General features: G+C 60.6%; 11 protein-coding genes and 2 pseudogenes. 8 read left to right on the forward strand and 5 right to left on the reverse strand.

What is annotated here, in order from left to right; genetic code table 11:
- Positions 1-24: 24 nt before the first annotated feature.
- Positions 25-773, reverse strand: a pseudogene (locus QWJ46_RS13405) (histidine phosphatase family protein).
- On the opposite strand from QWJ46_RS13405, the gene QWJ46_RS13410 reads away from it, so the two are divergent.
- The gene (locus tag QWJ46_RS13410; protein WP_302751650.1) at positions 696-863 is read left to right on the forward strand and encodes a hypothetical protein; all 168 of its coding nucleotides are present in this window, start codon (positions 696-698) and stop codon (positions 861-863) included. The pseudogene QWJ46_RS13405 and the gene QWJ46_RS13410 overlap by 78 nt on opposite strands.
- 89 nt (positions 864-952) lie before the next feature.
- On the opposite strand, the gene QWJ46_RS13415 is transcribed toward QWJ46_RS13410, so the two are convergent.
- Entirely contained in the window at positions 953-1285 is a 333-nt protein-coding gene (locus QWJ46_RS13415) for a hypothetical protein (RefSeq protein WP_085780089.1), read from the reverse strand.
- 246 nt (positions 1286-1531) lie between these two features.
- Between QWJ46_RS13415 and QWJ46_RS13420 the strand changes: the two genes are divergently transcribed.
- Positions 1532-2374: a UDP-2,3-diacylglucosamine diphosphatase gene (locus tag QWJ46_RS13420; RefSeq protein ID WP_302751553.1), complete on the forward strand. Its 843-nt coding sequence runs from the start codon at positions 1532-1534 to the stop codon at positions 2372-2374.
- Between the two features lie 164 nt (positions 2375-2538).
- The gene (locus QWJ46_RS13425; RefSeq protein ID WP_302751554.1) at positions 2539-3756 is read left to right on the forward strand and encodes an MFS transporter; all 1218 of its coding nucleotides are present in this window, start codon (positions 2539-2541) and stop codon (positions 3754-3756) included.
- Here QWJ46_RS13425 and dgcA read toward each other — a convergent pair.
- A complete protein-coding gene (dgcA, locus tag QWJ46_RS13430; RefSeq protein ID WP_302751555.1) occupies positions 3708-4691 on the reverse strand; it encodes an N-acetyl-D-Glu racemase DgcA in 984 nt (327 codons plus the stop codon). The genes QWJ46_RS13425 and dgcA overlap by 49 nt on opposite strands.
- Positions 4692-4791: 100 nt before the next feature.
- Here dgcA and QWJ46_RS13435 point away from each other — a divergent pair, with 100 nt between their 5' ends.
- The 5 genes from QWJ46_RS13435 (at position 4792) to QWJ46_RS13455 (ending at position 10223) form a co-directional block, all read left to right on the forward strand.
- Entirely contained in the window at positions 4792-5961 is a 1170-nt protein-coding gene (locus tag QWJ46_RS13435; protein WP_302751557.1) for an MlaE family lipid ABC transporter permease subunit, read from the forward strand.
- A gap of 1 nt (position 5962) precedes the next feature.
- Positions 5963-6808, forward strand: coding sequence for an ABC transporter ATP-binding protein (locus QWJ46_RS13440; protein ID WP_302751558.1), 846 nt, complete (start codon positions 5963-5965; stop codon positions 6806-6808).
- Between the two features lie 8 nt (positions 6809-6816).
- A complete protein-coding gene (locus QWJ46_RS13445; protein WP_302751560.1) occupies positions 6817-8187 on the forward strand; it encodes an MlaD family protein in 1371 nt (456 codons plus the stop codon).
- 25 nt (positions 8188-8212) lie between these two features.
- A complete protein-coding gene (locus tag QWJ46_RS13450) occupies positions 8213-8824 on the forward strand; it encodes an ABC-type transport auxiliary lipoprotein family protein (RefSeq protein WP_302751561.1) in 612 nt (203 codons plus the stop codon).
- A gap of 145 nt (positions 8825-8969) precedes the next feature.
- A complete protein-coding gene (locus tag QWJ46_RS13455; RefSeq protein ID WP_302751563.1) occupies positions 8970-10223 on the forward strand; it encodes a sensor domain-containing diguanylate cyclase in 1254 nt (417 codons plus the stop codon).
- A gap of 61 nt (positions 10224-10284) precedes the next feature.
- Here the strand turns inward: QWJ46_RS13455 and QWJ46_RS13460 are convergent, their stop codons facing one another.
- Complete coding sequence (locus tag QWJ46_RS13460) at positions 10285-11157, reverse strand: D-alanyl-D-alanine carboxypeptidase family protein (RefSeq protein ID WP_302751564.1); 873 nt, start codon at positions 11155-11157, stop codon at positions 10285-10287.
- Positions 11158-11450: 293 nt separating this feature from the next.
- Positions 11451-12006: pseudogene (locus QWJ46_RS13465) on the reverse strand (cysteine hydrolase family protein).
- Positions 12007-12086 lie beyond the last annotated feature (80 nt).

Genomic DNA, 12086 nt, shown 5'->3' on the forward strand with positions numbered 1-12086 from the left:
CCCTCCCCCCTTGTGGGGAGGGGTCTATCCGCCGGCCTTGGGCGTAATCGTCAGGTCGGCACCATAGGCATCGCGCAGTTTGTCCTCCTGTCCCGGATGCCTGTCGGCGGCCTGGTGCAGCAGTGTGGTGTCGTAGCCCTGCGAACGCGTTCCCTCGATCAGCGTGACGTCGGCATTCCCAGGATTGTCGGAGCGCTCGAACCAATCGACCGAGTGGTGCAGGAAATTCATTTCGACCGCCCGGTTTGTGACGCCATGGCCGACGATCGCGACGTTGTGGTCGCCGCTTTCGGCCTCGCGCATGACGGTCTGGAGGAAGAGACGCACCCGCTGCGCCACATCCGCCCGGCTTTCGCCGTCCGGCGGCCGCGCATAGAACTTGCCGCTATTGTTGCGCAGCCTCGCCCATTTGTCGAATTCCTCGGGGAATTTCTGTTTCTGCTCGGCATGGTCGTAGATTTCGGTGAAGAGGCCGAAATCCTGCTCGCGCAGAAGGTAATCTTCCCTGACATCGCCAACGAAGTTTTCCGGCAGCGCTTCGAGCAGCGCATCCTTGCTCTGGCGCGTGCGCAGAACGGCGAATACCAGATATGCAGCTTCTGGAATCCCTGGCTCGGCAGCCCTTTGAGGTACGAAGCGATGACAGCGCCTGCCTCAGCCGCCTGGCGATAGCCCCATTCAGTCAGCGGCACATTATGATCGCCGAATTGACGGTAGGCCTGTTCGTTGATGTTGCCGAGGGATTCGCCGTGGCGAACGAGAAAGAGACGCATCGGCCATCCCGCTTTGTCGGACATGGAATCGTTGTCATCATGAACGCGCTCGATCGGCAGGGCAATATTGCCGGCCGAAAAGGGGCGTAGCGTCTGGTCGCCGCTTGCCCCCAATCCGCTTGGCCCGTCGATCTTGTACACTCGGTTCCAAATCGAGAAGCGAGAGAGCGTCTTCCGGGCTATCGGCCCTGGAAGATCTTGATGAGTTTTGGCGTAAACCGGTGAGCCTTGATGTCGAGCAGATCCTGATACGTAGCGCGACCGGAGATCGCGGCCGTCAGATATCGCTGGCAGGCGATCCTCGGAGCGTCATTGTCGGAGACGTTTGTCACGATCCCCGCGGCGCGCCGCGCATTTGCATCGAAATCCTTTGTGCACACTTTGACGAACTCGTTTCTCGCTCTCGCGCTGCCTTGCAGCAGCGTGACTGTCGCATCATAGTCCTGCTGCGTCGGTGCACAGCCGGCAAGCAGTGCCATAGAAATCATTATTGTCGCGGTTCGGGCGCGCATCATCAATATCCCCAGGTTACGCCTTGATCGGCAGCTGCTGTTAATTTGATTCTCGGCATGCGGGAAAGATCCAGGACCTCGCGGCGAGAAATTATGATGATGGGACTCCCAGGTGTTGGTGTTGCGAGCTCCTGGCCGACTGGATCGGCATTTACCATTCAGACGGAATAAGCGCGCTTGCATGGCTTTTCCCCAGCTTGTCATCTTCCTGAAACACGAGTCTGGTTTTGGAAGGCTAGATGAAAGATGGGGCATGAGCGGCAGCTCGTGATAGACATGATGGAACCCAGACATTTCCGCACGCTCTTCATTTCCGATGTCCATCTCGGCTCGAAAGCCGCGAAGGCTGATTTCCTGCTGGATTTCCTGCGCTACCACGAGGCGGACACGATCGTGCTCGTCGGCGATATCGTCGACGGCTGGCGCTTGAAGCGCAGCTGGTACTGGCCGCAGGTCTGCAACGACGTCGTCCAGAAGCTGTTGCGCAAGGCGCGCAAGGGCACCCGCGTCGTTTATATCCCAGGCAATCACGATGAATTTCTGCGCGACTTCCCGGGTATGCATTTCGGCGGCATCGAGGTCGTCGGGCGTATGATGCACGACGGCGCGGACGGCAAGAAATACCTGATCCTGCACGGCGACGAGTTCGATGTCGTCGTCCGTAACGCCCGCCTGCTCGCCTATCTGGGCGATTGGGCCTATGATACGGCGATCCGGATCAACATCCTGCTCGCGGCCGTACGCCGCCGCCTCGGCATGCCCTATTGGTCATTTTCCGCCTGGGCAAAGCTGCAGGTCAAGCATGCAGTCAATTTCATCGGCGAGTTCGAGCGCGTCGTTGCCGAAGAGGCCCGCAAGAGCGGCGCCGACGGCGTGATCTGCGGCCACATCCACCATGCCATTATCCAGGATATGGACGGCATTCGCTACATCAACACGGGTGACTGGGTGGAAAGCTGCACGGCTGTTGCCGAACATGCCGACGGCACCTTCGAACTGATCACCTGGCGGGCGCTTGCCACCGCCGTACCGGCGCTTACCGCCGTCGAGCGTGCCGAAGAGGCGGAACTCGCCCCGCAGGCGGCTTGATTTTAGCGCCGTCGCAGTCGCGGCGGCTCTCCAGCAATTTAGCCGTTACCGCGAGGTGACAGGCCCAATTTATTTTCTAAAACGTTTCCGGACGGCTATTTCTCGCAATGGTCGCCTCCCGGGTGGTGTGTTAGGACAACGTCCAGTTTCCTTCAGGTCCACCCATGATTCCCGCTCAACATCCCCCGGGTGAGGGAGCGCCGGCGCGCTTCCGGCTGCTCAGCGCGCTGTCCTATTGCGCGCCGCTGCTCGTCAACGGCGTCGTGCTGCCGTTCTTCCCCGTATGGCTGGAAAGCCACAGTTTCAGCGACCATGAAATCGGCATCATCCTTGCGATACCAATGGTGGTTCGCGTCCTGGTGGGGCCCATCGTCGCAATGATCGCCGACCGCATGAAGGAGCGCGCCGACGTGTTGCTCTGGTCGGGAGCTCTGTCGCTGCTGACGGCAATCGCACTCTATTGGACGACGAGCTTCTGGCCGGTGACGATCGTCTTCGCGCTGCAGGGCGCCACCTTCGCGCCCTATCTGCCGGTCGTCGAATCGATCGTTATTTCCGGCGTGCGCCGCTGGGGGCTCGACTACGGGTCGATGCGGGTGTGGGGATCGATCGCCTTCATCGTCTCGACACTCCTCGGCGGTCAGCTGATCGGCCGGTGGGGCGGCGGCATGGTGCTCGTCGTCATGGTGTTCGGCTTCACGATGACCGTCGCGATGGCGATCTTCTGTCCGCGGATCGGGCCGACGCGGCGGCGCGGCCAGCCGATAGATCTTCCGGCCGCCACCGGGCGCGGTCTGAGGGAGCCGCATTTGCTGCTGCTTCTGATCGGCGTCGCCATCCAGCAGTCGAGCCATGCGGTGCTTAATGCTTTTTCCTCGATCTATTGGCATCAGCTCGGCTTTTCCGGCACGCAAGTCGGCCTGCTCTGGAGCGCCGGCGTTGCCTCGGAGGTGACGGTGTTCTTTCTGTCGAAGCGTCTCAATCGGCGCTTCACCGCCTGGACGCTGATCCGCTTCGGCTGCGCCGTCAGCGTCTGTCGCTGGATCCTGTTTCCCATGAATGCCGGCTTTGCCGGCTTCTTCCTGCTGCAATGCTTCCACGGCTTCACCTATGCCTTCGTGCACACCGGCGTGCAGCGGCGGATCGTGGCGACGGTGCAGGAAACGCAGGAGGCCTCGGCGCAGGGCGCCTATTTCTTTTATGTCGGCATGGCGATGGGGTTAATGACCATCGCTTCGGGCTATCTCTACGCCTGGCTCGGCCTCGTCAGTTATTACGTCATGGCGCTCGTCGCGCTTTCCGGCCTCGGACTCGTCATCTCAGCCTATTATCTTCAGCCCCAGAGGGCGCTTTCCGGCGGAAAGACCAGGGAAGCGGCGTAGCGCAGGCCGGGCTCGCGGTCGCGGGCGAGCAGCAGCGGGCCGTCGAGATCGACGAAATCGGCATTCTGCGCGAGCAGCACGGCCGGCGCCATGGCAAGCGAAGTGCCGACCATGCAGCCGATCATGATCGAAAAGCCGAGCCTCTCGGCTTCGGCCTTCATCGTCAGGGCCTCGGTGAGGCCGCCTGTTTTGTCGAGCTTGATATTGATTGCATCATAGCGGTCGGCAAGGCTTGCGAGATCGCCGGTGTGATGCACGCTCTCGTCGGCGCAGACCAGCAGCGGGCGGCGGATTTCGGCAAGCAGCGCGTCGCGGCCCGCCGGCAGCGGTTGCTCGACGAGGGCAACACCCGCCTCTGCGGCGATCTGCAGATGCCGTTCCAGCACCGCCTCCGGCCAGCCCTCGTTAGCGTCGAGAATGATTGCGGCATCGGGCGCGGCCGCGCGGACGGCGCGGATGCGGCTTTCATCGTCGCCGGTTCCGACCTTGACCTTGAGCAGAGCGCGACCGGCATGTTCGCGCGCCTGCGCGGCCATCACTTCCGGCTCGCCGAGCGAGATGGTGTAGGCTGTCGTGCGCGGTTTGAGGGCGGTGAGGCCGAGGCGGGCGGCGACCGTTTGGCCAGTCCGTTTTGCTTCGAGATCCCAGAGAGCGCAATCAACAGCGTTGCGCGCCGCACCCGGCGGCATCGCCGACAAGAGATCGTCGCGCGAAATGCCGGATTCGACCAGCGGGCGCGCTGCCTCGATCTGCGCGAAGACGCTCTCCATGGTCTCGCCGTAGCGGCGGTAGGGCACACATTCGCCGTGCCCTTGCGCGCCTTCTTCCGTGACCGTGCAGGTAATGACCTCGGCCGTAGTCTTTGCGCCGCGCGAGATGGTGAAGGTCCCGGCAATCGGAAAGGAATTCATCTGGATATCGAGGCTGCGCGGCATTATTGCTATCCTGCGAGCATGGAAATTGGACGTTGCTTCTGTATATTGACGCGCCGGCGGCGACGATCCGCTTCGCGAGTCGGCAATGTCGCCGTAAGCCTTGAAAGACACAAGTATCTTGAACGCTGAGAATCGCAACGCCGCCTCGCTGCAAGTGGACGACCGGTCAGATGGTTCGGGGCAGCATGTTCGTCTCAGCGGCAACTGGCGCAGCGCCTATGTGCATCTTGTGCTGCGCGACTTCGAAAAGCTTCAGCGAGAGAAGACCGGCAATCTGATGCTCGACCTCTCCGATGTATCAGACATCGATACCGCCGGTATCTGGCTTCTTTGCCGACTAAAGAAGCAGGAGGAAACGGCCGGCCGTACGGTGCGCTTCGTCGGCACCAATCCGCATATCGACGAAATGCTGGAGATGTTTTCCGAGGAACCGGCCAAACCGGAGCCGGAACAGAAGGAAAAGGTCTCGATTGCCGCGCGTATCTTGGCGCCTGTGGGAAAGATGACCTACGACATCTGGGACAATCTCGCCGCCTCGATGTATATCCTCGGCTCGGCGGTGCGCGGGGCGCAGATGAAGCTCGGCCGCGGCAGCGGCGTTTCGCCGGCCTCGATCGTCAACCAGATCGATCACATGGGCGTGCGCGCCGTTCCGATCATCCTGCTGATGTCGTTTCTGATCGGTGCGATCATCGCCCAGCAGGGCGCCTTCCAGCTGCGGTATTTCGGGGCGGAGGTGTTCGTCGTCGATCTCGTCGGCATCCTGCAATTGCGCGAAATCGGCGTGCTGCTGACCTCGATCATGATTGCCGGCCGCTCAGGCAGCGCAATCACTGCTGAAATCGGCTCGATGAAAATGCGCGAGGAGATCGACGCGCTGAAAGTGATGGGGCTGAACCCGATCGGCGTGCTGATCTTCCCGCGGCTGGTGGCACTGACCATTGCGTTGCCGCTTCTGACGGTACTGGCGAACTTTGCTTCGCTCGCCGGTGCGGCGGTTGTCGCCTGGGGCTATTCCGGCATCACCTTCGCCAATTTCCTGGCGCGGCTGCACGAGGCGATTACGCTGTCGACCGTGCTGTCGGGCATGATCAAGGCGCCGTTCATGGCCCTCGTCATCGGCATTGTTGCCGCCGTCGAAGGGCTGAAGGTCGGCGGCAGTGCGGAGTCGCTCGGTCAACACGTGACGGCCTCGGTGGTGAAGGCGATTTTCGTCGTCATCCTGATGGACGGGCTTTTTGCGATGTTCTATGCAGCGATCGACTTCTAGCATGGCGGGCAGCGTGGACGAGCAACCGATCGAAAGCAAAGGACAGGGCAGGGATGTCGTGCTTTCGGCGCGCGACGTCACCGTCGCCTTCGGCTCCAAGGTGGTGCTCGACAAACTGAACCTCGATATCTATCGCGGCGAGATCCTCGGCTTCGTCGGCGCGTCGGGCACCGGCAAATCGGTGCTGATGCGCACGGTGCTGAGGCTGCTGCCGCGCCGCTCCGGCACGATCAAGATTCTCGGCCAGGACTTCGACGAGCTCAACGAGCCGCAGCGCAATGCGCTCGACATGCGGCTCGGCGTGCTCTTCCAGCAGGGCGCATTGTTTTCATCGCTGACCGTCAAGGAAAACATCCAGGTGCCGATGCGCGAATATCTCGATCTGCCGCACTCGCTGATGGATGAGCTGGCGCATCTGAAGATTCGCATGGTGGGGCTGGCGGCCGATGCCGCCGACAAATATCCGTCCGAGCTTTCGGGCGGCATGATCAAGCGCGCCGCTCTTGCCCGCGCCCTGGCGCTCGATCCCGAACTCGTCTTCCTGGACGAACCGACTTCAGGCCTCGATCCGATCGGAGCGGCCGAATTCGACGAACTCATCGCCAATCTGCGCGATAGTCTCGGTCTGACCGTCTACATGGTGACGCACGATCTCGACAGCCTTTTTTCGGTTTGCGACCGTATTGCCGTGCTCGGAAAGAAGCGGGTAATGGTGGAAGGCACGATCGACGACATGCTGGCCTATGACGATCCGTGGGTGCAGGCCTATTTTAGAGGTAAGCGAGCGCGGTCGATCGTGCCGCAGGACAATGGCGCGCGGCACGGCAACGGCAGCGGCGGGAAGTGACCGGATAGATGGAAACCAAAGCCAATTATACGATTGTCGGTTTTTTCACGGTGCTGGTGATCGCGGCCGCCTTCGGCTTCGTCTACTGGATGGCCGAATATGGCCGCGGCGGCCCGATGACCGAGCTGATCGTGCGTATTCCCGGCTCAGCGAACGGGCTCAGCGTCGGCTCGCCGGTGCGCTTCAACGGTATCCAGGTGGGTTCGGTGCAGACGCTGTCGATCGATGCCGACGATCCGCAATATTCGCTAGCCTTCACGCAGGTGCGCACGGACGCACCGATCTACCCCTCCACCAAGGCCGCCCTTGAAATTCAGGGCCTGACGGGGGCCGCCTATATCGAACTGTCGGGCGGCCGCAAGGGTGAGGAGAGTATCCTTAAACATGCGATCGAAAACGGCAAACGTGCCGTTATCGTCGCCGACCAGTCGAGCGTCACCAATCTTCTGGCGACCGCCGACAAGATCCTTGATCGCGCCAACGACGCGGTCGGCGAACTTCAGGGCTTCATCCAGGATTCACGCGCTCCGCTGACCCAAACGTTCAAGAATGCCGAAACCTTCTCGGATGCGCTGGCCAAGAATTCCGACAATATCGACGCTTTCCTGCAGAGCGTCGGTGAGCTCTCCAATACGGTGAAGGCGGTTTCCGGGCGGGTCGATTCGACGCTTCAAGCTGTGGAATCGCTGGTCAAGGCCGTCGACGCTCAGAAGATCGACAATATCGTCTCCAATGCCGAGAAGATCACCGCCAATGTCGCCGATGCCTCGGGCGATCTCAAGGGCGCGATCCAGAAGTTCGACGAGACGGCCACCACCTTCAACGATTTCGGCAAGCAGGCGCAGGCAACGCTCGACCGCGTCGACACGCTCGTCGCCCAGATCGACCCGGGGAAGATCAAGGGCTCGGTCGACGATATCTCGCAAGCCACGAAGGATGCGCGTGCGGCAGTCGCTTCGATCCGCGACGTCGCCAACACGGTTTCGCTGCGCCAGAAAGATATCGACCATACGATCCAGGACGTGTCGCAGCTTGCCAATAAGCTGAATTCGGCCTCGACACGCATCGACGGCATTCTCATCAAGGTCGATGCGCTGCTTGGAACCGACAATACGCAATCGCTGTTCGCCGAGGCGCGCGATACGCTGGAATCCTTCAAGAAGGTGGCCGACAATCTGAACTCGCGAATCGGTCCGATCGCCGATAATCTTCAGAAATTCTCGAGCGGCGGCTTGCGCGACGTGCAGACGCTGATCAACGACATGCGTGGAACCGTGAGCAATCTCAACGATACGATCAGCAACTTTGACCGCAATCCGCAACGCCTGATCTTCGGCGGGGACACGGTCAAACAGTACGACGGCCGAACGCGGCGTTAATAGGGAAAGTCAGGGGTAGCCCAGTATGGTCGCATCGCATCAGTTGTCGCGCCGTTCACGGATCAGGGGAACGGCGATTGCGCTGCCGCTGACTGCGTTGATCCTGTCGGGCTGTGGGACTTCAGCCAAGAACGATACCTATGATCTCTCTGCGGCCGTCGATGGCGATGGGCCTGCTGCCAAATCCCGCCAGATCCTGATCGCCGGCCCGACGGCACTTAGATCGCTCGACAGTGACCAGATTGTCATCCGTGTCTCGTCGTCGGAAATCCAGTATCTGTCGCGGGCGCAGTGGGGCGACAAGCTGCCGCGCATCGTGCAATCGAAACTGGTCGAGGCCTTCGAGAGTTCGGGCAAACTCGGCGGCGTTGGCATGCCGGGGCAGGGGCTGGCGATCGATTACCAGATTGTTACCGATATCCGCTCATTCGAGATCGACGCTTCGAGCGGCAATCAGGCGGTAGTCGAAATCTCAGCCAAGATTCTCAACGACCGAAACGGCTCGGTGCGCGCGCAGAAGGTGTTCCGCGCCATGGCGCCGGCCGGCGGCGACAATGTCGGCTTCGTCAAGGGTCTCGACCGCGCCTTTTCGACGGTGGTTTCGGAGATCGTCAGTTGGACGCTGCGCTCAATCTGAGACGGCGCTGCGTGACTGCTGCGTCACGATTAAGCGTTGTGAAATCCGAAAAAATTGAGCGCCACTAGGTTCAGGCGCTCATCATATTAAATTGTTCATGAATTTGTGGAATGCATCATGATAGCGCTGTCAGGAGGCATGCTGCATGGTAGTCGCACGTGTATTCGGAAAGTCGTCATCGGAGGCGATCCAGCGCGAAAAACACCGGCTTGCTGCGCTGCAGCAGCTCGATCTGCTCGACACGCCGAGGGACGAAGGTTTCGAGCGAATAGTCCGTCTTATAAAGCAGATCTTTTCCATCGACATTGGGATCGTGTCGCTGATCGATGCCCACCGGCAATGGTACAAGGCCTGCTCCGGAATGTCGGCCGATGAGGTGTCACTCGAAGACACGTTTTGCCGCTGCGTGGTGGACTGTGACGAGCCTGTTATCGTTCAGGATGCCACCAAGGATTTCCGCTTTGCACAGCACCCGGCGGTGACGGGCGAAGAACATATCCGCTTTTATGCCGGCGTTCCCCTCAGAACGACGGCTGGCCACATGATCGGAACTGTGTGCGCCATCGATCGCCGGCCAAAATCGTTCGGCAGCAAAGACCTTGCTATTCTCGAGGAACTGGCGGGAGCGGCGATGGACCGCATCGAACTCATGCAGTCTGCTGCTACCGACAGTCTGACCGAGGCGATGACGCGGCGCGCCTTCAAGCAGGAGGCCGACCAGCTGATCTCGCTTGCTTTGCGGCACCAGCACGACCTGTCGTGCATCGTTTTTGATATCGACCATTTCAAGCAGGTGAACGACAGGCATGGACATGCCACAGGCGACGTAGTTCTCAAGGCGGTGGCGTCGGTCTGCAAAGCGAGCCTTCGCGCCGGTGATCTTTTCGGACGGATCGGCGGCGAGGAGTTCGCCGTCGTCTTACCGCATGTCGATCGCGACGGTGCAGTCGCCGTTGCCGAAAAAATCAGAGCCGCCATCGCCTCGCAACCCGTCCGCGGTGATCATGGTGTTCTGCACGTCACGGCGAGCTTGGGAAGCTCGGCACTCTCGATCGTCAGCAAGGAGATCGAGACCTTGCTGGCGCAGGCGGATGCCGCGATGTATCAGGCCAAGCACGGCGGCCGGAATCGCTGCGTAGCCTGGAGTTCCATTCACGCCGATCACGCGATCGGCGCTCGCCGGCGGGTGCTGAAGGCAGGTTCGATCCTATTCAACGATCGGCGCTCGACCATCGACTGCACCGTCAAATCTCTGGGTTCGGAGAGTGCGGGCATTTTGGTCTCCAATACCGCAGGCATTCCTTCGGATTTCATTCTTGCCATCAAGGGAGAAGGCTTCGAAACGAATTGCCAGGTGATTGCGCAAGACCGGCAACACCTGGAAGTGGCTTTCAGGTAGAAAAGCGCCCCGCTGTGCTTCGTTGCTTTGTCGCGCTTTAGCCTCACGTCTTGCGCCTGTCTTACTTCGTCGGCTGTGTATCCGTCATGATCACTCCCGACTGGCTTGCTGGAGTGGTGGAAGCGGTGGCGGTCGACGACGACAGGGTGCTGTCCAGCAGGCTTGCCATCTTATCGTCGCGCAGGCTTGCGGTCTTTTCGCCCATGACGACGCCGACGACTCGGCGGCCGTCCTTCAGCGCCGACGTCACGACGTTATAGCCGGATGCGTCGGTATAGCCGGTCTTGATGCCGTCGACGCCGTCATAGCGATACATCAGGTTGTTGTGACCGCGAAACTTCATGCCGCGGAACTTAAAGCCGCGCATGGAGAAGAGCTTGAACTCCTCGGGGAAGTCCCGCATCAGCGAGACGCCCAGGGTCGCCATATCACGCGCCGTGGTGACCTGCTCCGGATCAGGCAGGCCCGAAGGGTTCTTGAAAACCGTGTCCTTCATGCCCAGCTGTTGCGCCTTGTCGGTCATCGTTCTGGCGAAGGCCTGTTCGGAGCCGTTGAGATGTTCGGCGATCGCCACGGCAGAATCGTTGGCAGACAATACCACGATGCTTTCGACCGCTTCACGCAGCGTCACCTGGCGGCCGGCGCCAATAGCGAGTTTGAAGGGCTCCTTGCTCTCGGCATTTTCGGACATGGTGAGCTTCTGGTCCCAGCTGAGACGTCCCTCGTGCAGGGCCTCGAAGGCGAGATAGAGCGTCATCATCTTGGTCAGCGATGCGGGATAGTTAAGTTCGTCCTGGTTGGAGGCTTCAAGGACCTTGCTCGACTGCGCATCGATGACGAAGCTTGCCTGACCGGCCTCGGCCGGAATGAAAGCGCCCATCAGCAAGGTGGACGAGAGCGCGATGGCAAGGAGCCGGGATGTCTTCGTGGTCATCGGTATTGCTGTCTCTTTCGTTGCACGGCCGAGGGGCCGTTGGCTTTAAACGCAAGCGGATCGAAAAAGTTTGTGACGGAATGAAGGAAGGCGGGCAATAAATAAGAGCAATCCACAGATAATACCTTTTGTCTCGGCCGCTGGGGCATAGCGGCCGACGGGTGAGAGGCGGAAAACCGGGACCGAATGGGATCCCGGTTTTCGCTTCATCCGGGCTTGGGGCGGCAAACGATCTTGCTGGGACTGTAGCCGGCGATGCACAACAGAAGATATCAGCGGCTGTTGCCAGAGCCTTATGAAAAGGCAATGTCGGCGGCAGGGCGGACATTCGCAATCGCCTTGCCTGCATCGAAACCATCAAGCGTTTCATTGTGGTGGGCGACAATCTCGGAGAAACTAAGGGTCGCCGTGTCGCCGGTTGTGTGGCCGTCGGCAACCAAGGTCACGTCATAGCCGAGCGAAACGGCCCGCCTGACGGTCGTGTCGACGCAGAATTGCGACATGCAGCCGCCGATTATGAGGTGGGTAACCGATCGCTCTTGCAAGCGGTCGGCAAGATCGGTCCCGAAGAAGGAGTCGGCGCTTTTCTTGCGCACGACGACCTCACCTGTTTGCGGCGCAATCTCCCGGCGCAGCGCCCATCCTGACGTGCCCACGGCCAATCGGTGACCGCTGTCGCCATCATGCTGCACCAGCACGACCGGCACGCCGGCCTGTCGCGCCCTTTCCTTGAGCAACGCCAATCGAGCGACGGTCTCATCAAGTGCGGAATCGACCTCGGGCTGGCGCTCCGGCGTGGCCTTTCCGGAGAGAATTGCGTTCGTCGATAATCAGAAGGGCCTTGGTCATTTCGTTCGCGGTTCCGGGCCGGGGAGCAGATCATATCCCCATCATCAGGGAAAGCCGCCTGACACATTTTCAGGCGGCTT

Source organism: Rhizobium sp. CBN3, assembly GCF_030518245.1.
GTDB classification, from domain to species: Bacteria; Pseudomonadota; Alphaproteobacteria; order Rhizobiales; family Rhizobiaceae; genus Rhizobium; species Rhizobium aethiopicum_A.

Coding starts and splice junctions, on each gene's coding strand:
- QWJ46_RS13455 (WP_302751563.1), top strand. CDS start 8,970: ATGGTAGTCGCACGTGTATTCGGAAAGTCGTCATCGGAGGCGATCCAG.
- QWJ46_RS13445 (WP_302751560.1), top strand. CDS start 6,817: ATGGAAACCAAAGCCAATTATACGATTGTCGGTTTTTTCACGGTGCTG.
- QWJ46_RS13415 (WP_085780089.1), bottom strand. CDS start 1,285: ATGCGCGCCCGAACCGCGACAATAATGATTTCTATGGCACTGCTTGCC.
- QWJ46_RS13440 (WP_302751558.1), top strand. CDS start 5,963: ATGGCGGGCAGCGTGGACGAGCAACCGATCGAAAGCAAAGGACAGGGC.
- QWJ46_RS13425 (WP_302751554.1), top strand. CDS start 2,539: ATGATTCCCGCTCAACATCCCCCGGGTGAGGGAGCGCCGGCGCGCTTC.
- QWJ46_RS13420 (WP_302751553.1), top strand. CDS start 1,532: ATGGGGCATGAGCGGCAGCTCGTGATAGACATGATGGAACCCAGACAT.
- QWJ46_RS13460 (WP_302751564.1), bottom strand. CDS start 11,157: ATGACCACGAAGACATCCCGGCTCCTTGCCATCGCGCTCTCGTCCACC.
- QWJ46_RS13410 (WP_302751650.1), top strand. CDS start 696: ATGATCGCCGAATTGACGGTAGGCCTGTTCGTTGATGTTGCCGAGGGA.
- QWJ46_RS13450 (WP_302751561.1), top strand. CDS start 8,213: ATGGTCGCATCGCATCAGTTGTCGCGCCGTTCACGGATCAGGGGAACG.
- dgcA (WP_302751555.1), bottom strand. CDS start 4,691: ATGCCGCGCAGCCTCGATATCCAGATGAATTCCTTTCCGATTGCCGGG.